This window comes from Elusimicrobiota bacterium (assembly GCA_041660185.1).
In the GTDB taxonomy this organism is placed as follows: domain Bacteria; phylum Elusimicrobiota; class Elusimicrobia; order 2-01-FULL-59-12; family 2-01-FULL-59-12; genus JBAZWU01.
Window position 1 is genome coordinate 85,506 of the sequence record JBAZWU010000001.1, and the last position, 19,939, is coordinate 105,444.

The window sequence follows — 19,939 nt, forward strand, 5'->3', positions numbered from 1 at the left end:
CCCGAAGGGCACTCATGCTCACGTTATATAGAGTCCTTAAATTTATATTTCGATACCTGATTCCCGATTCCCTGCGGTACGTCTTCGCTCGGACGATTGCCTGGGGGATTTGTTTTTTTAACGCGCCCAGGCGCGGGGTGATTATTTCCAACCTGACGCCGCTGGTCGGGGAGGTTCGGGCGAAGGCGATGGCGCCGAAGCTGATGGGCAACTTCCTGATGACCGCCGTTGATTTTTTCTGCGCGCACCGCGATTTGGCGGCCTCCATCCCGTTTGAGAACTGGTCAGCGGTGGATAAGGCTTACCGAAAAACCAAACGGGTGATCCTGGTGACCGCGCATCTGGGGCATTGGGAAGTAGGGATCAGCTGTCTGGTGGAGAAAGGGTTTTCCATGGCCGGGGTTTACGCGCCGTACCGGGAGGACGCCATTGTGCAGTGGATTCTGCGTCATCGGCAATCGGAAGCGGAATGGATCCCCGCCTCACGCGGCGCGGCCCTGGCCTGCATCAACGCTCTGGAGCGCGGTCGTGTGCTCGGCATGGTGGCGGATATTCCGTTTGGCGAGAAGGGACGCCGCGTTAAAATTGCCGGGGCCTACGCCCACCTCCCCCTAGGTCCCTGGGCGATTGCGGTATGGGCGAAAGCAACGGTTATCCCGGTCTTTATTATCCGCGAGTCTCCCGGCCGGTATCGCGGCGTCATGCTGGATCCCATCACGCCTCCGGAAGGTTCTTTCCGTCATCAGATGGAGGCGATGCAGGACGTTTACCGGGCCCACCTCGAATCCTATCTGCAGCGCTATCCCGAACAGTGGGGCGTGCTGCAGCGCTTCTGGGATCCCAAACAAGCCGCCCAATGAAACGGATCAAGCGACCAAAGCACCTCCTGGCCGCCATCATCATTTTCTTCGCGGTGGCGCTGATCCTCTCTTCAGCTGTCCTGATCTATCAAGGCCAGCGGACGCTGACGATCCTGTCCCACCCCCAGGGTGTTCGTTCCCTGACGATTTACAGCCGTTGGCTGATTCTGGATCCCGTTCGCTATTCCTCTTCGACGGGACCTGCGGCGATGAACTCATCCGCCGCAGGTCCTGCCGGGAACATCACCCGTTCCCAGGTGCAGGCCTGGCTGGCAGCGCTGTCTTACGAATCAACGCTTTTTCCTCCGGAGAAGCCGGGCCAATACCAGGAGACCGCTGACCTGGTCATCCTGGCGCGTCCCTTTCAATATCCGGATCAAACCCTTCCCTTACAGCCCATCCGTTTGCGGTTCAGCGGGGATCGCCTGCAATCGATCGAAGGATCGAACGGCCAGGCACTCGCGCAGTGGCGGTTGGAACCCAGGGTGCTGGCGCAATGGGTGTCCGAACGAGGTTTTGAGCGGCCGCAGGTTCGTTTGGAAGAGCTGCCGCCGCATGTGCCGGCCGCCATTCTGGCGGTGGAAGACAAGCGCTTCTATCGGCACGGGGCTTTTGACCCGGTAGGGATCGCCCGTGCGCTCTGGGTCGATATTCGCCATGCCCAGTGGCGGCAGGGGGCGAGCACCATCAGCCAGCAGCTGGCCCGCTCGATTTTTCTGGATGTTAACCGCAGTTGGCGTCGCAAAGTCCTGGAAGCGACCTTGGCTTTTTATCTCGAACTGCGCTACCGAAAGCCGCAGCTTCTCGAAATGTACCTGAATCAGGTCTATTGGGGGCAGGACGGATCCGAAGCGCTGCTCGGGATTGAATCCTCCAGCCGTTCTTATTTTGGGAAACCGGCGGCTCAGCTGACGGTTGCTGAGAGCGCTCTCCTGGCTGGTATCCTGCAGTCTCCGAACCGGCTGTCGCCACGTACCGCGCCCGAGCCGGCGCTGGATCGAAGGAACCGTGTCCTTCAGCTGATGTCTGAGCAGGGACTGATCTCCTCGGATGTTTATGCTCTGGCGGTTCAGGAACCGTTACGTTTGGCGCCTGCCGTGCACAAGGCGAATGATTCAGCGTATTTCCTAGCCATGCTCAGGGACCAGTTGTCTGATCGTTACTCCCTGCCGCTTTTAATGAGCCAGGGCTGGAAAGTTTTCACCACGCTCGATCCAACGCTGCAGCCCTTGGCCATGCAGGCGGTTCGCACTCTCGTGTTGAAGGCTTCGGAGCATCCGGAAGGGGCTTTGATCGCGCTTGTTCCTCAAACCGGAGCGGTGCTGGCCTGGGTGGGGGGAACGAATTTTGCCACGAGCCCTTTCGACCGTGCTGTTCTGGCGCGCCGCCAGCCGGGTTCGGCTTTTAAACCCTTTGTGATGCTGGCGGCGCTGGAAAGCCGCCGGGTGACCACCGCCACGCTGTTGGACGATAAGCCGCTGACCATTAAGAATGCTACCGGAAACTGGGTCCCTCGGAACTATGACCGCCGGTTCAGGGGGCGGGTATCCGTTTGGGATGCGCTCGTGCATTCCTTGAACGTTCCGACGGTGCGCTTGGCGATGCTGGCGGGATTGCCGCAAGTGGTTGAGGCGGCCCATCGCGCCGGGATCGGGAGCGCTTTGCAGCCGGTTCCTTCCATCGCTCTGGGGACATCCGAGGTGTCCGCCCTGGAGTTAACCAGCGCCTACGGCACGTTGGCCAACGAAGGAGTTTATGTCTCGCCCTACACGATCGAGGGCATTTTGAACGGTCAGGGGGACGTGGTGGAAACGCATCGCACGGAAACAAGGCGTGCTTTCGAGCCGGAACCGGCTTATCTGGTTACGCAGATGCTTCAGGCGGTATTCCTGGATGGAACCGCGCGCCAGGCGCGTGAGTTGGGGTTCCACTGGGCGGCCGCCGGTAAAACAGGAACTTCCGAAAACTACCGGGACGCGTGGTTCCTCGGCTACTCGCCGGATCTGGTGTGCGGCGTCTGGGTGGGGTACGATCGCCCACGCAACCTGGGTCATGCCGCGGCCGGCATCGCACTACCCGTCTGGATACGGTTTATGGATAAAGCCTTGGCCATAGAAGGGGCCCGAAGTTTCGCTGCGCCTAAGAACATCATCTGGAAGACCATTGATACGGACACCGGGCTTCTGGTTCGGACCGGCTGCGTCCATCGCCGCAACGCCGCTTTCCTGAGCGGCACCGAACCCGCTAAATTTTGCGATCTCCATCCTGGCGGCCTGGTCGGTTTTTTCCGCCGCCTGAGAAGTTCCAAGGAATGATGTTCATTCGTCCGTTCCCTTCGCGTTTAGCCGGGATGTTTCTTGTGGCCGGCATTCTGGGATATGCGCCGGTGGAGTCGGATGCCAAAGAAACGGCAATCAAACCATTGTACAACGTTGGTTATCAGGTGATCGATTTCAGGTACCGGAAGGATGGGCAGGATCAGCTGCTCACGGTGGCCGTCTGGTACCCAACGGCGGCTCAGCCGAAGCCGTACAACTACGGAGGGCCGACAAGCGGCAACGTTGCCGTCGATGCCGCACCCCTTGCCGAAGGCGGACCGTATCCTTTGATGGTTTTTTCGCACGGGTATGGAGGCGGCGGACTCAGCGCGGTGTTTTTTACTGAAGCCTTGGCCGCGCGCGGCTGGGTCGTAGCCTGTCCGGACCATCATGACAAGTATTCGGTCGTCCGCATACGCACCGGCCAGACGAAGCACTTCGACCATCGTGGTTTTCTGCGGGATGCCCATGGGATAGCTGCTTCCGATCCCGGCGACCGAGACAAGTACCTTTACCGGCTGGATGAGACGCGGCTCGTGCTGGACGACATGCTGGTTTCAGGTCCCTTTGGGAAATTAATCGACGCCGATCGCATCGCCGTCGGAGGGCACTCTCTTGGAGGATTCACGGCGCTGGGGCTCTGCGGGCCTGTCAAGGAGCGCCGGGATCCCCGTATCAAGGCGGTGTTGTTGTTTTCGACCGGGGCCGGCGGTTATCTGTTCAGGGAAGATGAGCTTGCCGCCGTGCGAATCCCGACCATGCTGTTCGTGGGGGAACGGGAAGAAGACCAGTTGCGCGGGTCCCAAACGATGGCGGAACTTTCGGCCAAGATTTACCGAAACGTATCAGCGCTCAAGTATTTCCTGGAGGTCAAAAGGGCCGGCCATTTTTCGTTCAACAACCGTTTCACGGACAATTTCATGTCGTGGTTATTGAGCGGTGACGAGAAGCAATTTGAGCTTGTTCGACGCTACTCGATCGCTTTTCTGGAGAAGTCCGTTGCGGGAAAGAAAGACTCCGAGCGCGTCCTGGAGCGGAGGGATCCGCTGCTGAAGCGCTATGTCATGGAACCGCTCCCGGACAGGCCATCCGAGCCAGAACATCCCCGCTAATGACGGCTGGTGTAGAAGTAGATCGTTAAACCCGTTGCCGCGGCAAAACTCGCGGAGTAGCCGTATGTCATGTCTCGGGAAGCAAAAGCCGCTCCGGCCGCGATCAGAACCACAGCGATCGGGAGTTCCCAGGAGTTGCGTTTATCCAGCCGGCGGTCTTCTTCGTCCCATTGTTTAAGACGTTCTTGATCCCGTAGCGTGCGTTCCCTGATCGGGTCGTTCGACGAAGGGGGTTCCTGAGCGCTGAGCCTGTTGAGCGGAAGGCTGGTTAGAAGACTCAGCAGAATGAGAAGACGCAAGCGCTGCATATCCATATTATAATCCGAACAAGGGCCATGCACCGCCGATACTTTTTCGTTGGACTTCTGTTCGCTCTGGCGTTTCCCTGCACGCTCACGCCTTCTTCCGGAGCGGAAGAAACAGGGAGCTTGCGGCAGCAGATCATTGAACACATTCGTCAATCCCGGCAATCCGTCGATATCGTGGTTTATCAGGTGGGTTCGACGGAAGTCTCCGATGCCTTGATCGAAGCCCATCAGCGGGGAATCCGTGTCCGGGTCATTGTCGACGATTGGCGATCCAGCGCGTCGTCCCCGTCGCAACAGGCGATGGAAGATGACGACATTCCCATCCGCTGGATCCGCGGTCGGTCAACGGAAATGATGCACGACAAGTTTGTTATTTTTGATCGGGCCATTGCGCTGACGCCAAGTTATAACAGGTCCAAACGGTCTTTGCAGGGTGCCGGCAACAATGCTTTCAGCGATGATCCTGGGTTAGTTAAGGAGTTGCAGGCGGAGTTTGAAAATCTCTGGAAGCGTTCCCAGACCCAGAAGGAATGATCCCCTCACTCCTGCCTGTCGGCAGGCCCTCCCCCTCCGCAGGGGGAGGGAACGTTAGACTTTTTGCAGATATCACCCCCTCTCCCTGCTGAGGGAGACCACGAGGCTTCCGCAATTTCCTATAGCGCCTCGAGTCCCGCGTCGTGGCGGGAGGGTTAGGGTGAGGGTAATAAATTAATCCCCGGACTTGAAGGCGTTGGCCAGGTAACGGCGGGCTTCTGGGTGGGATCCCCAGAAGTTCGGGCGCGAGCCCACCTGACGATAATCCTGAAGCGCTTCCTCGCGTTGCCCGCGGAGATCGAAAATCTGGCCGCGGCGCAAAAGAGCAAACGTGACCCACCGGCTGGAATCCATTCCCTGAGCCAGAATCTCATTAAAGCACCGGAGCGCGCCGTCGAGGTCGTTTTTGCCCCACAGCAATCCCACCCCGATACAGTAAAGGGCCGGCTGGACTCCCTGGCGCTGGTACCAGGGCGTTTCGGTCTCTGATTTTTTAAGATAGTCCTTCGCCTCTTGCGTCATCGGTCCCCAGCGCTTCATCTCGTAGAGAACCATGATTTTGGCCAGGTGCATCGCCGGGCTTGCAGGAAACTCCTGGTAAAGGGCTTGGGCTAAAGACAACGCCTGCTCCGACTGGTTCTCTTCGGTGTAGATCTCCATCAGGAAAAACATGGCTTCGACGCGGGCGTGCCGGCTTTTGTCGATGGCCAGTTGGAGCTCCCGCATGCCCCGTGTCTTATCCCCGTGAATGAGAAGCGCCGAAAGCGCGCCGACAAGCCCGCCGAATGTATCCGTGTAGTAATCGTAAATTCCGAGACCCAGATAGGCGTCATAGAGGGTCGGATCGTAAGCCAGGGATCGTTTCAGAAGCGAAGCCCCGTGTTTGCCGGAAAAATAAGCTTTCACCCATTGTTTTTGGGTCACCTGCCAGCGGCCTTTCAGGCCTTCAGCGCCGCCCCAATAAAGGCAGGCGTATCCTTTTTCAGCGGGGGTCCTGGCTGTTTCCAGGTAGGCGCGGCTCACGCGGGCCGTGTCCTGATAATCGTCTTCCAGACGGCGCTCGATTTCCGGAAGCTTGTAATCGAATTGTTGGGCCAGCTGCCACCAATCCGTGGCTGTTTTGTAGAAGTAGCCGGCAGGATCCTGTGGATACGTTCTGCAATAGCCGTCAAAGAGTTGGCGGGCTCGTTCGTACTGGAGTTGATAGAGCCACCAGAGCCCTTGTGAAAGGGGATCGCCCGGTGGAGGAGCGGTTTGAGAAGACCCGTTCAACGGAGACAGAGGAGCATCGGAGAGGGCCTGAAGCGGAAAGACGATCAGAATTGCTAAAGCGGTGCCCAACCATTGTCTCATAGGTAGAGTTTACTGAAACTATTTTTATTCTCGCAACTGATTGGCCGGTGTCCCATGCCTTTTTCGCCTTTTTCGTCAGCTTGACGGAAATGTTGTAAACAAGGATAATACTACACGAATCGCTAAGGCTTCTTGCTTTAGCGTTCTTTTTTGCCCCTATTTTTAAAGAGGAGTCTCATGTGATTCACGAGGTAACCCTTATTCCGGGCGATGGCACAGGGCCGGAGCTTTGTGAAGTCGTCAAAAAGGTCTTAGCCGCGACCGGGGTCCAGATCAAGTGGGATCAGGTCGAGGCGGGTGTCGATGCCATGAAGAAGACCGGCACCCCTCTGCCGGACAATGTGTTGGTGTCCTGCCGGCGAACCAACGTCGCCCTAAAAGGGCCCATCACGACGCCGGTTGGAACGGGTTTTCGCAGCGTCAATGTGACGCTTCGTAAGGAATTGGATCTTTACGCCTGCATCCGGCCTTGCCGCACCTATCCCGGCATCAAGTCCCGTTATTCTAACGTGGATCTCGTCTTGGTTCGGGAAAACACCGAGGACCTCTATGCCGGGGTGGAATTCCCGGCTGATTCCGAAGAGTCCAAACGCATTATTGAAATGGCTCAAGGGAAAATCCGGCCCGATGCCGCGATTTCCATCAAGCCCATTTCCCGTACCGCAACCGAACGGATTGTTCAGCGCGCTTTTAGCTATGCGGTAGAGCATAGACGCAAAAAGGTGACAGCGGTCAGCAAGGCCAATATCATGAAGTTTACCGACGGTCTCTTCTTGACGGTGGCCCGTGAAGTCGCCAAGCGTTATGAGGGCCGGATTGACTATGAAGAGCGTCTAGTTGATAACATGTGTATGCAGCTGGTGCAGAAGCCCGAGATTTACGATGTTCTCGTTCTTCCAAACCTGTACGGCGATATCCTCTCTGATTTGTGCGCCGGCCTTGTCGGCGGCCTGGGTGTGGCGCCGGGAGCTAACCTGGGCGACCAGGGGGCTCTCTTTGAAGCGGTTCACGGATCCGCGCCGAAATATGCGGGTCTTAACAAGGTCAACCCGACCGCCCTTCTCTTGTCTGCGAAGCTCATGCTGGAGCATCTGAAAGAGACGGACGCGGCTCGCCGGATGGAACAGGCGATCATCGATGTCATCCGCGAGGGGAAAACGGTCACGTACGATCTGGGCGGAAACGCCGGGACACGCGAAATGGGTGATGCGATCGTCGGAAAACTGGCGAAGCCGGCGGTGTCCCGGTAATGGAGCGAACCCTTGTACTGGTCAAACCCGACGGCGTTTGCAAGAATTTGATCGGAACGGTCACGCCTCGTTTTGAACAGGTGGGGTTGAAACTGGTTGGTTTGAAGATGTTACGCTTAGAGAGGCCCCAGGCGGCTGATTTTTACAAGGAGCATCAAGGACAGCTTTTTTACGAGCCGCTGTTGTCTTTTATGACGTCGGCGCCGATTCTGGCGATGGTCTGGGAGGGTGAGGACGCCATCAAAACAGCGCGTTCGTTGATGGGATCGACCGATTCCCGAGAGGCTCAGCCCGGGACGCTTCGGCGGCAGTACGGGACCGACAACCGCCGGAACCTGACGCACGGATCGGATTCGCCCGCGTCAGCGGAACGCGAGATCGCTTTCTTTTTCAAGCCGGACGAGTTGTTTTCCTATGGTGCAAGCGACTGGGATTTGGAAGGGACGCGGGCCCCTGGCGCCTGAACAACGCCACTTTAATAAACAGGGCCTGGGGTAATTAACCCGGGCCACAAAAGGAATTCTGCCATGGCTAATCCAAAGAAACATCATACCGCTGCGCGCCGCGATAAACGGCGCGCGAACTGGAAACGTCTGACCCTGCCGGGAATGTCCAAATGCCCGCAGTGCGGCACGTCGCACGTTCCGCATCGCGTCTGCCCGGGTTGCGGTTTTTACAACGGACAACTCGTGGTCGCCAAGAAGGAAAAGAAGACCGAAGAGGGAAAAGGATAAGCCCTTGGCGGGAAAAGCTCGCATCGCCATTGACGCCATGGGGGGAGATTTCGGAGCGCTTCCCAACGTGGAAGGCGCGATCCAGGCCGTTCAGCGGTTCAACTGCGAGATCACGCTCGTCGGGAACTCGGCGCTGTTGACGCACGAAATCGAGCGGTTGGGGGCCACGCGCCTGCCGTTGCGCGTCGAACACAGCGAGACGGTTGTTGAAATGCACGAGAGTCCCGCCCAGGCCTGCCGCCAGAAACCCCGCTCTTCCATTATGGTGGCCGCTCAATGCGTGGCTGAAAACCGGGCGGATGCCGTCGTGTCCGCCGGCAACTCCGGCGCCACCATGGCCGCGGCGCTCTGGCACATGCGGCGGCTCCCGGGCGTTTCCCGGCCGGCCATTACCACCCTTCTTCCGACGCTCAAAGGAGTTGTATCGCTCACCGACGCCGGCGCCAACGTCGATTGTAAACCCAAACACCTTCTGCAGTTTGCCATTATGGGAAGCCAATATATTAAGCATGTATTTAACCGTCCAAACCCGAAGGTCGGTTTGCTTTCCATCGGGGAAGAAGAGACCAAAGGAAATGAGCTGACCCTGGCGGCCGCCGAACTTTTCAAGCGGTATGTCCCGAATTTTATCGGCAATGTGGAAGGCGGGGACATCCCGAAAGGAGAGGTGGATGTCGTGATCTGCGACGGGTTTGTCGGGAATATCGTTTTAAAATTTGCGGAAGGCCTTTCGGAGGCGTTGGTTTCCCTTATCAAGGAGCAAGTTCACGCCCATCCGATTACGAAACTGGCAGGGTTATTTTTGCGCCCCTCTTTCCGGGAAGTTAAAAAGAAGACCGACTACGCGGAATACGGCGGGGCGCCGTTGTTGGGGGTCAATGGGGTCTGCATCATCTGCCACGGAAAATCCAACTCCAAGGCGATTTACAACGCGGTCCGGCAAGCGGTGGAGTCGATTCAGACTCAGACCAACCAGAAGATCCGGGAAGAACTTCACAGGCTGCAGATCGCCAGCGAATCCCCTGAGCCTCCCCGGAAAATGCCTCTGATCGCCTAAGCCTCCCATGCTAACCAACAAACAACATGTCCATATTATAGGGACGGGTGCTTATGTCCCGGCGCACGTTCTGACCAACCATGATCTGGAACGGATGGTGGATACCTCCGATGAATGGATCACGACACGGACCGGGATCAAGGAGCGTCATATTGCCGGTAAACATGAGGCCTCCTCGGATCTGGCGGTCAAAGCGGCGGAGCGGGCGCTGAAGGACGCGGGGCTTAAAGCCGACGCCATCGATTTGATCGTGGTCGCCACCTCAACGCCGGATATGTTCTTTCCTTCCACCGCTTGTTTTGTGCAAAAAAAACTGGGGATTAAAGAGACGGTCAGTTTTGACGTCTCCGCCGCCTGCAGCGGGTTTCTTTACGCTCTGGAAAGCGCGCGGGCCCTGCTCGAAAGCGGTCTTTACAAGACAGCGCTCGTGATCGGCGCCGAGAAGTTTTCTTCCATTATGAATTGGCAGGACCGGTCCACCTGTGTTCTTTTTGGCGACGGGGCGGGAGCCGCTGTTCTGCAATGCCGGCCGGGGCCGGGCGGGATTTTATCAACCTATCTTCGTTCAGATGCCTCCTACACGGATATTCTGAGCGTTCCCGCGGGCGGTTCGCGCCATCCGGCGGATGAGGACGTCGTGAAGAGAAAACTGAATACCATTCACATGGAAGGGAAGGAAGTCTTTAAGCTGGCCGTCCATAAAATGATTTCAGCGGCCCATGCGGCGCTGAAGCTGGCCAACAAGAAGGAAAAAGATTTAGCGCTGTTGATTCCTCACCAGGCCAACCTTCGGATTATCGAAGCCATCGCCCAACGGGTCGACATCCCGCGCGAGCGGGTTTATGTCAATGTGGATAAATACGGTAATATGTCCGCGGCCACGACAATCGTTGCGCTGGATGATGCGCGCCGGGAGGGACGGGTACGCAAAGGGGATCTGGTCGAACTGATCGCTTTTGGCGCCGGATTGACGTGGGGTGCCGCGGTGATTCAATTTTAATGGAGTCGATTGCTTTTATCTTCCCGGGGCAGGGATCCCAGACCCCCGGCATGGGAAGCGCGGTGGCGGAGCGCTATCCGGAGGCCCGCCGTTGTTTTGAAGAGGCCTCTGAACTCCTGGGCTGGGACCTTCTGCAGGCCTGCCAACAGGGCCCGGAGGAACGATTACGGCAGACCGATGTGGCTCAGCCCGCGTTGTATGTGACCGGGTATGCCGCGGCAACAGTGCTTCGGTCTCTGGCGGTTGAGCCGGGTGCGGTGGCGGGGCACAGTATCGGCGAATATGCGGCCCTGGCTTTCGCGGGTGTATTCGATTTTAAGGAAGGGCTCCGCTTGGTCCGCGAACGAGGACGTCTGATGCAGGAAGCGGGCCAGGCCCATCCCGGCGCGATGGCCGCGATTCTGGGGCTGGCTGTTGAGAAACTTCAGGCTTGTTGTGAGGCGGCCCGGGGGGAGGGCATTTGTGTGCCGGTGAACTTCAACAGCCCGGAACAGATTGTTATTGCCGGTGAAAAATCCGCCGTCGAAAAGGTTTCTTTGCTGGCTTCCGAGCAGGGGGCCAAGCGGGTCATCGCTTTAAACGTTTCCGGGGCTTTCCATTCTCCTTTAATGACGGAGGCGGCCCAGGCGATGCGGTTTCTTTTGCAAAAAGTCGCTTTCCGAGATGCCGCCGTGCCTCTGGTGATGAATGCGGACGGTCAATCCCATCAGCGGGCGGACGAAATTCGGGAAACACTGGCTCGCCAGTTGGACAATGCCGTACAATGGGTAAAAACAATGGAAACGATGCGCCAGGAAGGAAACACCCGTTTTGTAGAATGTGGTTCCGGACGGGTCCTGAGCGGGCTTGTCAAGAAATTCGACCGGCAACTGCAGGCCTATTCAACCGAAACAACGGAGGCTCTTGCGCAAGCCGCAGAAGCGCTGGGCGCCGCGAGGAAGGGGATCCCATGAAGCTGAAAGATAAGGTGGCTGTCATTACGGGTGGCGCGCAAGGGATCGGGCGTTCGATCGCTCTTCTGTTGGCTGGTGAAGGGGCGGCTCTGGTGCTTTGTGATGTGGATGAGGTCAAGGTTCTGGCCACCGCGGCTGAAATCGCACAGGAAAAGAAGGTTCAAGTCTTTGGTGTTAAAGGGAATGTCGCGCAAATTTCCGACTGCGAAAAGCTCGTCGAAGCCTCGCTTGACAAGTTTGGACGAATTGATATACTCATCAACAACGCGGGAATTACGCGCGATAATTTAGTGATGCGCATGAGCGATGACGAGTGGGATGCAGTCATCGCTGTTAATTTGAAAGGCGTCTTTAACTGCACCAAGGCGGCCATCCGTCCCATGATGAAGCAGCGTCAGGGATGTATTGTGAATATCGCTTCGGTTGTGGGACAGATGGGGAATGCGGGCCAGGCCAACTACGCCGCTTCCAAAGGCGGCGTGATCGCCCTGACCAAAACCTGCGCCCGGGAGTTCTCCTCACGAAATATCCGGGTCAATGCGGTGGCTCCTGGTTTTATCCGGACGCGCATGACGGACGCGCTAACGGAAGAGCAGAAGAAAAAATTGCTGGATTTGATCCCGCTGGGTCGTCTCGGAGAGGCGGAGGATGTCGCGAAAGTGGTTCTTTTTCTGAGTTCAGATGAGTCTTCCTATATTACGGGGCAAGTTATTCCGGTCAATGGCGGGATGTATATTTAGAACCTATTGAAGGAGGCTAGCAATGGCACAAACACAAGATGTGGAACAGCGCGTTAAAGAGATTATTGTTGAGCAGTTGGGCGTGGATGCATCCGAAGTGACGCCGCAGGCGTCTTTTGTGAACGATTTGGGTGCCGATTCGCTCGACACGGTAGAGCTCGTCATGGCTCTGGAAGAGGAATTCGATATTGAGATTCCCGACGAGGAAGCTGAGAAAATCCAGTCGGTCAGCCAGGCGGTTGACTATATCAAAGCCCACATGAAGAAGTAAGCCGTTTTAACCCCCTTCACCTCACTTCTTAGGGTCACTTGGGATATCCGAACGGCAGGATATCCCGTCCCATAGTGGAATATAAATTGATGAAACGTCGCGTGGTGATAACCGGTTTGGGAGTCGTTACTCCCATCGGCATTGGTAAAAATGATTTCTGGGACTCTCTTCGGAACGGTCGTTCCGGAGCGAGTCGTTTGACGTCTTTTGATGCCAGCCAGTACACCAGTCAGATCGCGGCCGAGATCAAAAACTTCCAGCCGGAAGACTTTATCGAAAAGAAAAACATCAAGCGGATGGACCGTTTTACCCAGTTCGCCTGCGCCGCGGCCGATCTGGCCATCCGGGATGCCGGATTGGATAAGGCGAAACTCGATATGGACCGCGTGGGGTCTATCGTCGGGTCAGGGATTGGCGGGATTGCCACCATCGAGGAAGAATATACCGTGTTGCGCGAGCGGGGTCCCCGCCGAGTGAGTCCTTTTCTGATTCCACGGCTGATCATCAATATGGCTCCTGGTGAAATAGCCATCCGCTGGGGGTTTACGGGTCCGAATTATGCTGTTTCGAGCGCCTGCGCGTCCGCCAGTCATGCTATCGGTGATGCCATGCGTCTTTTGCGTTACGGAGATGCCGATGTAATGGTTGCCGGCGGTTCGGAAGCCTCCGTGACTCCTTTGAGTTTTGCCGGTTTCTGCTCGGCCCGGGCGCTCTCCACCCGGAATGATGCGCCGGAGAAAGCCTCTCGACCTTTTGACAAGGACCGGGACGGTTTTGTGATGGGAGAAGGTTCCGGTATTGTGGTGCTCGAAACGCTGGAACATGCCCAGGCTCGGGGTGCTCATGTTTATGCTGAACTCGTCGGGTACGGCGCCACCGATGATGCCTATCACATCACCTCCCCGGATCCGGAAGGCACGTCGGCGGTCAAGGCCATGCGACTGGCGCTCCAGGATGCGGAAACGCCGCTGACGGATGTGCAATACGTGAATGCGCATGGCACGTCAACCTCTTTGAACGATAAGACGGAGACCAAAGCCTTGAAAGCGCTTTTCGGAGATCATGCCCGCAAACTGGCCATTTCGTCCACCAAATCCATGACCGGGCACTTGTTGGGAGCCGCCGGTGCCGTCGAACTGGCCGCCACGGTTCTCAGTATTCAAAATAAACTCATTCACCCGACGGTCAATTATGAAACGCCTGATCCGGAGTGCGATCTGGATTACGTTCCGAACAAAGCACGTCCCATGGACCTTCGCTGTGCCCTTTCCAATTCTCTTGGGTTTGGGGGACACAATGCGGCCCTGGTGGTGAAGAGATATGCGGCGTGAAGCGACCTCGTCGCCTCCCGGAACCGGTTCTTCTACAGTAAAATTAGAACGAGTCCTTGGGCTGCGCTTTAAGAATAGAGCTCTTTTAGAAGAAGCCCTGACGCACAAGTCCTATGCGATGGAGCGCGGCGGAGGCCTTCCCTTTAACGAGCGCCTGGAGTTTCTGGGAGACAGCGTTCTGTCGGCGGCTGTGGCTCATTATTTGTTCAGCCGTTACCCGGATGTGGACGAGGGGCGCCTGTCGCAACTGAAGTCGATGCTAGTGTCGCGGCCCAGCCTGACGGTCTGGGGAAGAAGCCTGGCGATCGGCCAATTCCTGCGTTTGAGCGAAGGGGAAAATGCGACCGGCGGCCGGGAACGGGACTCCATCGTCGGCAACGCCATGGAGGCCCTCATCGGGGCGATGTATCTGGAAGGCGGTTTCGACGTCGCCAAGACGTTTATCGATAAAATATTGGTTAAGCGAAAGCGCTTGGTGACGGTGGATTATAAAAGCCGTTTGCAGGAGTGGGCTCAACGGAAGTACAAGGTTCCGCCGGATTATATCGTGCGGCGCAGTTTTGGCCCAGATCATGCCAAGATGTTTGAAATTGAAGTCGCTGTCACCCATGAGCTATTGGGTTCTGGGACGGGCAAAAGTAAAAAGGAAGCCGAGCAGGCCGCTGCGCGAGACGCGTTGAGGCGGATTAAAGGCGCCTGAATCGGCGAGTCACTCACGGAGGAACGCTATGGATTACAACTTAACAGAAGAACAACAGGCAATTGTCGAGACCGCCCGGGAAATCGCCCAGAAAAAAATTAAGAAAGTCCGTGAGCATTACGATAAAACCGAGGAATATCCTTGGGAAATCGTCGAGGAAATGCGTAAAGCCGATCTCTTCGGGGTCTACATTCCTCAGGAGTACGGTGGGCTCGGCGGCGGTGTTTTTGAGTTGGTTCTGGCCATGGAAGAAATTTCAAAGGCCTGCGCCGGAATGGCGCTGGCCATCGCGGGCACCGCGTTAGGGACCTACCCCATCATGCTTTATGGTAACGACGCGCAGAAGAAGAAATATCTGCCGGATCTGGCCAGCGGCAAGCGCATGGGTGCTTTTACCATTACGGAACCGGATGCCGGGAGCGACGCGACCGCAACGAAAGCCACCGCCCGTTTGGAAGGAAATCATTATGTGTTGAATGGCACCAAAGTCTTCTGCACCAACGGAAAAGCGGCTGAGATTTATGCCCTGTTTTTCTCCACGAACCCGGCGCGCGGCGCTCGCGGTATTTCGGCGTTTATCGTTGAGAAGGGGACCCCTGGATTTGAATTTGGTCGCAAAGAAGAAAAGATGGGGATTCGTGCTTCTCCCACGTATGCCCTTGAGTTTAATAACTGCAAAATCCCGAAAGAAAATCTGTTGGGTCGGGAAGGCGGCGGTCTCATGGTGGCCCAGGCCACATTTGACGTATCGCGTCCCGGTGTCGCGGCGCAGGCGTTGGGCATCGCACAAGGCGCCATGGATGAAGCCTTTGCCTATGCGCGCCAGCGTCGTCAGTTCGGCCAGCCCGTCATCAGTTTCCAGGCCATGCAGCACAAGCTGGCCAATATGGCGATGGAGATCGAAGCCGCTCGAGCGCTTCTGTATCAAGTGGCCCGCGCCATCGATAAAGGCGGAGATAAACGCTTCACCAAAGAATCGGCTATGGTGAAGTGTTTTTGTTCAGACGTGGCGATGCGTGTGTCGATTGAAGCGGTGCAGATGTGCGGCGGCATCGGGTATATGCGGGACTTTCCGGTTGAGAAGTACATGCGGGACGCCAAAATCACGCAGATCTATGAAGGAACCAACGAAATCCAGCGCAACGAGATCGCTATGATGATGATCAAGGAAGCGGCTCGCGAAGGTCTCGGAAAGAAATAAAATATAGCGAGAGGCTTTTCATGCACATTATTGTCTGTATTAAACAAACGCCGGCCACAACGAATGTTCAAATCAACCCCAAGACGGGTACGCTCAATCGGGAGGGGATGGCGGCCGCCATTAATCCTTTCGATGAGTTTGCCATTGAAGAAGCGGTCCGCATCAAGGAGCGCATTCCCGGATCCACCGTCTCGGTGGTGACGATGGGACCTCCTCAAGCCGAAGAGGCGCTTCGCGATGCCATTGCCCGCGGCTGCGATGACGCCTACCATGTGACCGACAGGGCCTTTGCTGGAGCGGATACGTGGGCGACGTCTTATACGTTGCAAATGGCGATTCGTAAATTCGGTGAAATCAAAAAACCATACGACCTGATTATTTGCGGCAAGCAAACCAACGATGGGGATACCGGCCATGTCGGACCCGGGATTGCCGCCTGGTTGGGGATTCCCAATGCGGCGTACATCGGCAAAGTGGAAGACGTGATGGAAGGCGGTCCGATTCGTGTCCGACGCATGATGGAAGACGGCTACGATGTTCTCGAGATGTCCTTTCCTTGTTTAATCGCGGTGGTGAAAGAAATTAATACCCCGCGGGTGGCTTCCCTTAAAGGGAAGCTGGCGGCCAAGAAGGCCGTTATCCCGAAGTGGGATGCGGCCGCGATCAACGCGGACAAAGCAAAGATCGGTCTGGGGGGATCGCCGACCATTGTTTCCAAGAGTTTTAATCCGCCACCGCGTAAGGGAGGCGATAAAATCCTCGGCACCACATCCGAGGAGAAAGCCAGGAATCTGGTGTTGAAGTTGAAAGAACTGAAGTTAATTTAAAAAGATATCCCAAGGGTAATTATCATGCCGAATCGTATTTCTGTCATCCAGGATAAATGCACAGGTTGTACGGCCTGTGTCAAAGTCTGCCCGGTCAACTGCATCGACATGATCCCTCGTCCGGAAGAAGACAAAGCCAAAGGGGTCAAGTGGCCCAAGCTGGCGGTTATCGATGAGGTGAAATGCGTCTTCTGTGGGGCTTGTGTGGATATCTGCAATCAAATGGGAGAGCGGGCCAAAAAGACGGATATCTTTTATGCCATCGTGATGGAAAAAGAGATCGTTGCCGGAGCTGGTCCCGCTCTGGATCCGACCGCCTATAAGGGTGTTTGGTGTTATGCGGAACAGCGTCATGGACAAATTCAGCCGACGATTTACGAACTCCTGCACGTGGGCCGCCAGCTGGCCGCGACGTTAAAGGAAGATCTCTGCGCTGTTCTGATCGGGCACAATGTTGAAAGTGCGGCTCAGGATCTCATCGACCATGGGGCGGATCGGGTCTATGTTCTGGATGATCCGATGTTTGCCCAATTCGTCGATGAAAGGTATTCGGAAGCCCTAACGCAACTGATTAAACAGGAAAAACCGAACAAGCTCCTTTTGCCGGCTTCCACGATCGGGCGTTCATTCGCCTCCCGCGTCGCCATCATGGCCAATACGGGTATTACGGCGGACGCCACGGGATTGGAGATTGATCCGAAGACAGGGCTGCTTCATGCCACCCGGCCGTCTTTCGGCGGAAACCTGATGGCCACGATTCTCTGTGAAAAACATCGGCCTGAAATGGTGACGGTTCGTCCCATGTCTTTCCCGCGAGCTCCCCGTGTCGCGGGCCGGCAGGGCCAAGTGATTAAAGCGAAGGTGGATTCCTCCAAATGGGCTATTCGGACCAAATTCGTGGAGTATGTTCCGGAAGAGTCCAAGCAACAGGACATCACCGCCGCTGAACTCATTGTCTCTGGCGGCAACGGCCTGGGTAAGGCCGAAGGTTTTAAGCTCATTGAAGAGCTGGCCAAGTTATTAAATGGCGCGGTTGGCGCGAGCCGAGCGGTCGTTGACAAAGGCTGGATTTCTTACCGCCATCAGGTGGGGCTAACGGGACGAACCGTTCGACCGAAGCTGTATCTGGCCTGCGGCATTTCCGGGGCAATTCAGCACCTGGCCGGCATGGGTTCCTCTGAATTTATCGTGGCCATCAATAAGGATCCGCAAGCCCCGATGATGCAATTGGCCAATCTGGCCGTGGAAGGCGATGTCTATGAAATCCTTCCGGCTGTGATTAAAGAAATTCAAACCCTTAAAAATTAACCCTCCCCATTTCTGGCTGACTTGTTTTGCAGAGGAAGCCGGATTCTGAAGGTCGTTCCCTGATCGATCTCGCTTTCAAAGGAGATCGCTCCCCCGTGTTTTTTCACGATCTCGTAAACGATACTGAGCCCGAGTCCAGTCCCCTTGCCGACATCCTTGGTTGTGAAAAAAGGATCAAAGATATGATTACGCGCCGCCAGGGGAATTCCCATCCCGGTATCCGTGATACCGATTTCGGCTGAGTCACCCTCCAGCTTCAAACGGATCAGGAGTGTCCCGCCTTTGGGCATCGCATCCAGGGCGTTGGTACAGAGGTTCATGATCACTTGCTGGATCTGCTGGCGATCGAGGTAAATCCGTGGTACGTTGTCATCGAAATGACGTTTCATCGCAACATTTCGAAGACGAGCCTGTGGTTCGACCAACGAGAGGGATCCCTCAATGGTTTCAGCGAGGTCTTCCGTGATCAGTTTGGAATTTTTCTGACGAGAAAACACTAATAAATTCTGGACGAGATTACGGCACCGGAGGGCTTCCCGCTCGATGGATTTCAGAGGATGGAAATCCGAATCCCCTGCCGGTTTCCGGTCCAGCAGGCTTTGCGAAAACCCTAGAATCACCGCCAGGGGATTGTTGAGTTCATGGGCAATCCCGGCGGCCAGCCGCCCAACAGCCGCAATTTTTTCGGATTGATAGTAGGCGTCCTCCAAATTCTTGCGTTCCGTAATATCCCGCAACATCATAAGGACTCCGACAGTTTCTCCTCTGAAATTGAGATGAGGGCTATAAATCGATGTCACCCACACGGTTTTCCCTGACGGAGGAACGTATGGAAAATCACCCGAATTCACGGGTTCTCCTGCGAGCGCTCGATCTAAAAGCTTGTCGATCCCTTGTTTTTTTAGATGGGGAAAAAGATCCACTGCTTTCTGGCCGATCACGTCCGAGGCCAGGCGTTCGGTGAGACGTTCCATAAAGGGATTCCAAGCCACATACCGGAGGTCTTGGTCATAAACCACAATGCCGATCGGGGCGCTGGAGAAAATTTCTTGGTAAAGCAAGTTGTTTTGGGAGTTTTCCCTTTGGGCTTGTCGTACAGTTGTTATGTCAGTGGCCAGACAACACGTTCTCAAAAATCGTCCTTCGGCATCCTTCACCGGCATCGAAATCACAGAGAGATCGGCGACGTGCCCGTCCTTGCAGATGACCCGGAATTCCTGTTGGAATCCCGTGGAACTGGTCATGATTTTGGACAGATTCTGGACGACTTGAGGCAGGTCCTCCGGATGGACGAATCGGCTCATGGATTGGCCGATCAGTTCCTTCCGGGTGTAGCCGGTGGCTTCTAGTAACCGATGATTGCAGTCGACAATAATTCCATTCGCATTAACTGAATTAATCAGGCAGGGAGCGGAGTCCAAAAAGGTGCGTAAATCCGTCACTTCTTTGGAGAGAGAGTCAATCGTTTTGATGGGGGTGGCCATAACGGGGTCTATAAACAATTAGAGCACAGCTGAATGCTAGCTCTTGGGGAGGATCCCTACAAGGAAAATATTTAGGATTTTACGTTGACAAAAACGTCGAGACAATCATAATAGAGGGCCATGGCGGAAATCCTGGTGATTGATGATTCGGTTGTGATTCGGAATGCCTTGCGCGCGGAGCTGATTCGTGCCGGGCACGTGGTCCATGAAGCGGTGGATGGAGTAGAAGGGATTCGTCAGGCGCAGAATCTCAAACCCGATCTCATTATTTTGGACGTGGTGATGCCCGCCATGGACGGCATGAAAGTTCATGCGCAACTGCGGCGTTCATCCCAGACACTTCCCATCGTGTTTCTGTCAGCCATGGCGTCGCAGACATATAAGAACCCTGAATTTTGCCCGAGTCCCGATGTCTTCCTACCGAAACCCCCGGATATGGATCGTTTGCTCAAGGTCATCACTCTCCTCCTGAAACAGTATCCTCAACCGAAGCGGTAGCTCCCAGGCTGGGGGGCTCAACCCGTTGTACCCGATCAGGCAAAACCGCTATATATGGTGGTTTAATTTGCATTTTTTTTAATGAATTGATAGGCTACTC

General features: G+C 55.9%; 21 protein-coding genes. 18 read left to right on the top strand and 3 right to left on the bottom strand.

The window, feature by feature from the left end:
• The first annotated feature begins 14 nt into the window (after positions 1–14).
• Genes WC859_00430 through WC859_00440 form a run of 3 tightly spaced genes read left to right on the top strand, consistent with a single transcriptional unit; the run spans position 15 to position 4,290 of the window.
• Entirely contained in the window at positions 15–860 is an 846-nt protein-coding gene (locus WC859_00430; GenBank protein ID MFA5974616.1) for a lysophospholipid acyltransferase family protein, read from the top strand.
• On the top strand, positions 857–3,175 hold the full coding sequence (locus tag WC859_00435) for a PBP1A family penicillin-binding protein (protein MFA5974617.1): 2,319 nt from the start codon (positions 857–859) through the stop codon (positions 3,173–3,175). The genes WC859_00430 and WC859_00435 overlap by 4 nt, the downstream gene beginning before the upstream one ends.
• Entirely contained in the window at positions 3,172–4,290 is a 1,119-nt protein-coding gene (locus WC859_00440; GenBank protein MFA5974618.1) for a hypothetical protein, read from the top strand. Before WC859_00435 ends, WC859_00440 begins: the two co-directional genes overlap by 4 nt.
• Here WC859_00440 and WC859_00445 read toward each other — a convergent pair.
• The gene (locus WC859_00445) at positions 4,287–4,598 is read right to left on the bottom strand and encodes a hypothetical protein (protein MFA5974619.1); all 312 of its coding nucleotides are present in this window, start codon (positions 4,596–4,598) and stop codon (positions 4,287–4,289) included. The two genes, WC859_00440 and WC859_00445, sit on opposite strands and share 4 nt — an antisense overlap.
• A 27-nt stretch (positions 4,599–4,625) precedes the next feature.
• Here WC859_00445 and WC859_00450 point away from each other — a divergent pair, with 27 nt between their 5' ends.
• On the top strand, positions 4,626–5,132 hold the full coding sequence (locus WC859_00450; GenBank protein ID MFA5974620.1) for a phospholipase D-like domain-containing protein: 507 nt from the start codon (positions 4,626–4,628) through the stop codon (positions 5,130–5,132).
• 174 nt (positions 5,133–5,306) lie between these two features.
• On the opposite strand, the gene WC859_00455 is transcribed toward WC859_00450, so the two are convergent.
• Complete coding sequence (locus WC859_00455; protein MFA5974621.1) at positions 5,307–6,485, bottom strand: tetratricopeptide repeat protein; 1,179 nt, start codon at positions 6,483–6,485, stop codon at positions 5,307–5,309.
• Positions 6,486–6,664: 179 nt separating this feature from the next.
• Here WC859_00455 and WC859_00460 point away from each other — a divergent pair, with 179 nt between their 5' ends.
• The 13 genes from WC859_00460 (at position 6,665) to WC859_00520 (ending at position 17,857) form a co-directional block, all read left to right on the top strand.
• Positions 6,665–7,735: an isocitrate/isopropylmalate dehydrogenase family protein gene (locus WC859_00460; GenBank protein MFA5974622.1), complete on the top strand. Its 1,071-nt coding sequence runs from the start codon at positions 6,665–6,667 to the stop codon at positions 7,733–7,735.
• Positions 7,735–8,199, top strand: a complete 465-nt coding sequence (gene ndk / locus WC859_00465; GenBank protein MFA5974623.1) for a nucleoside-diphosphate kinase — start codon at positions 7,735–7,737, stop codon at positions 8,197–8,199. Before WC859_00460 ends, ndk begins: the two co-directional genes overlap by 1 nt.
• 63 nt (positions 8,200–8,262) lie before the next feature.
• Entirely contained in the window at positions 8,263–8,469 is a 207-nt protein-coding gene (gene rpmF, locus WC859_00470) for a 50S ribosomal protein L32 (GenBank protein ID MFA5974624.1), read from the top strand.
• Between the two features lie 4 nt (positions 8,470–8,473).
• Positions 8,474–9,526 carry a phosphate acyltransferase PlsX gene (gene plsX, locus WC859_00475; protein MFA5974625.1) on the top strand — a complete coding sequence of 351 codons (1,053 nt, stop codon included), beginning with the start codon at positions 8,474–8,476 and terminating at the stop codon, positions 9,524–9,526.
• Positions 9,527–9,533: 7 nt separating this feature from the next.
• Complete coding sequence (locus WC859_00480) at positions 9,534–10,526, top strand: beta-ketoacyl-ACP synthase III (GenBank protein MFA5974626.1); 993 nt, start codon at positions 9,534–9,536, stop codon at positions 10,524–10,526.
• Positions 10,526–11,479, top strand: a complete 954-nt coding sequence (fabD, locus tag WC859_00485) for an ACP S-malonyltransferase (protein ID MFA5974627.1) — start codon at positions 10,526–10,528, stop codon at positions 11,477–11,479. Before WC859_00480 ends, fabD begins: the two co-directional genes overlap by 1 nt.
• Positions 11,476–12,219 carry a 3-oxoacyl-[acyl-carrier-protein] reductase gene (gene fabG, locus WC859_00490; GenBank protein MFA5974628.1) on the top strand — a complete coding sequence of 248 codons (744 nt, stop codon included), beginning with the start codon at positions 11,476–11,478 and terminating at the stop codon, positions 12,217–12,219. Before fabD ends, fabG begins: the two co-directional genes overlap by 4 nt.
• Positions 12,220–12,241: 22 nt before the next feature.
• Positions 12,242–12,490, top strand: a complete 249-nt coding sequence (acpP, locus tag WC859_00495) for an acyl carrier protein (GenBank protein ID MFA5974629.1) — start codon at positions 12,242–12,244, stop codon at positions 12,488–12,490.
• An 89-nt stretch (positions 12,491–12,579) separates the two neighbouring features.
• The gene (gene fabF / locus WC859_00500; GenBank protein ID MFA5974630.1) at positions 12,580–13,821 is read left to right on the top strand and encodes a beta-ketoacyl-ACP synthase II; all 1,242 of its coding nucleotides are present in this window, start codon (positions 12,580–12,582) and stop codon (positions 13,819–13,821) included.
• Entirely contained in the window at positions 13,811–14,521 is a 711-nt protein-coding gene (gene rnc, locus WC859_00505; GenBank protein ID MFA5974631.1) for a ribonuclease III, read from the top strand. The genes fabF and rnc overlap by 11 nt, the downstream gene beginning before the upstream one ends.
• Positions 14,522–14,549: 28 nt before the next feature.
• Positions 14,550–15,722: an acyl-CoA dehydrogenase family protein gene (locus WC859_00510; GenBank protein ID MFA5974632.1), complete on the top strand. Its 1,173-nt coding sequence runs from the start codon at positions 14,550–14,552 to the stop codon at positions 15,720–15,722.
• 20 nt (positions 15,723–15,742) lie between these two features.
• Entirely contained in the window at positions 15,743–16,549 is an 807-nt protein-coding gene (locus tag WC859_00515; GenBank protein ID MFA5974633.1) for an electron transfer flavoprotein subunit beta/FixA family protein, read from the top strand.
• A 24-nt stretch (positions 16,550–16,573) separates the two neighbouring features.
• Entirely contained in the window at positions 16,574–17,857 is a 1,284-nt protein-coding gene (locus WC859_00520; protein ID MFA5974634.1) for an FAD-binding protein, read from the top strand.
• Here WC859_00520 and WC859_00525 read toward each other — a convergent pair.
• Entirely contained in the window at positions 17,854–19,341 is a 1,488-nt protein-coding gene (locus tag WC859_00525; GenBank protein MFA5974635.1) for a PAS domain S-box protein, read from the bottom strand. The genes WC859_00520 and WC859_00525 overlap by 4 nt on opposite strands.
• A gap of 120 nt (positions 19,342–19,461) precedes the next feature.
• Between WC859_00525 and WC859_00530 the strand changes: the two genes are divergently transcribed.
• Positions 19,462–19,839: a response regulator gene (locus WC859_00530; protein MFA5974636.1), complete on the top strand. Its 378-nt coding sequence runs from the start codon at positions 19,462–19,464 to the stop codon at positions 19,837–19,839.
• Positions 19,840–19,939 lie beyond the last annotated feature (100 nt).

Excerpts from the sequence above, each read along its gene's own strand:
- WC859_00430 (MFA5974616.1), top strand. The coding sequence starts at position 15 with ATGCTCACGTTATATAGAGTCCTTAAATTTATATTTCGATACCTGATT.
- WC859_00435 (MFA5974617.1), top strand. The coding sequence starts at position 857 with ATGAAACGGATCAAGCGACCAAAGCACCTCCTGGCCGCCATCATCATT.
- WC859_00440 (MFA5974618.1), top strand. The coding sequence starts at position 3,172 with ATGATGTTCATTCGTCCGTTCCCTTCGCGTTTAGCCGGGATGTTTCTT.
- WC859_00445 (MFA5974619.1), bottom strand. The coding sequence starts at position 4,598 with ATGCAGCGCTTGCGTCTTCTCATTCTGCTGAGTCTTCTAACCAGCCTT.
- WC859_00450 (MFA5974620.1), top strand. The coding sequence starts at position 4,626 with ATGCACCGCCGATACTTTTTCGTTGGACTTCTGTTCGCTCTGGCGTTT.
- WC859_00455 (MFA5974621.1), bottom strand. The coding sequence starts at position 6,485 with ATGAGACAATGGTTGGGCACCGCTTTAGCAATTCTGATCGTCTTTCCG.
- ndk (MFA5974623.1), top strand. The coding sequence starts at position 7,735 with ATGGAGCGAACCCTTGTACTGGTCAAACCCGACGGCGTTTGCAAGAAT.
- rpmF (MFA5974624.1), top strand. The coding sequence starts at position 8,263 with ATGGCTAATCCAAAGAAACATCATACCGCTGCGCGCCGCGATAAACGG.
- WC859_00480 (MFA5974626.1), top strand. The coding sequence starts at position 9,534 with ATGCTAACCAACAAACAACATGTCCATATTATAGGGACGGGTGCTTAT.
- fabD (MFA5974627.1), top strand. The coding sequence starts at position 10,526 with ATGGAGTCGATTGCTTTTATCTTCCCGGGGCAGGGATCCCAGACCCCC.
- fabG (MFA5974628.1), top strand. The coding sequence starts at position 11,476 with ATGAAGCTGAAAGATAAGGTGGCTGTCATTACGGGTGGCGCGCAAGGG.
- acpP (MFA5974629.1), top strand. The coding sequence starts at position 12,242 with ATGGCACAAACACAAGATGTGGAACAGCGCGTTAAAGAGATTATTGTT.
- fabF (MFA5974630.1), top strand. The coding sequence starts at position 12,580 with ATGAAACGTCGCGTGGTGATAACCGGTTTGGGAGTCGTTACTCCCATC.
- rnc (MFA5974631.1), top strand. The coding sequence starts at position 13,811 with ATGCGGCGTGAAGCGACCTCGTCGCCTCCCGGAACCGGTTCTTCTACA.
- WC859_00510 (MFA5974632.1), top strand. The coding sequence starts at position 14,550 with ATGGATTACAACTTAACAGAAGAACAACAGGCAATTGTCGAGACCGCC.
- WC859_00515 (MFA5974633.1), top strand. The coding sequence starts at position 15,743 with ATGCACATTATTGTCTGTATTAAACAAACGCCGGCCACAACGAATGTT.
- WC859_00520 (MFA5974634.1), top strand. The coding sequence starts at position 16,574 with ATGCCGAATCGTATTTCTGTCATCCAGGATAAATGCACAGGTTGTACG.
- WC859_00525 (MFA5974635.1), bottom strand. The coding sequence starts at position 19,341 with ATGGCCACCCCCATCAAAACGATTGACTCTCTCTCCAAAGAAGTGACG.
- WC859_00530 (MFA5974636.1), top strand. The coding sequence starts at position 19,462 with ATGGCGGAAATCCTGGTGATTGATGATTCGGTTGTGATTCGGAATGCC.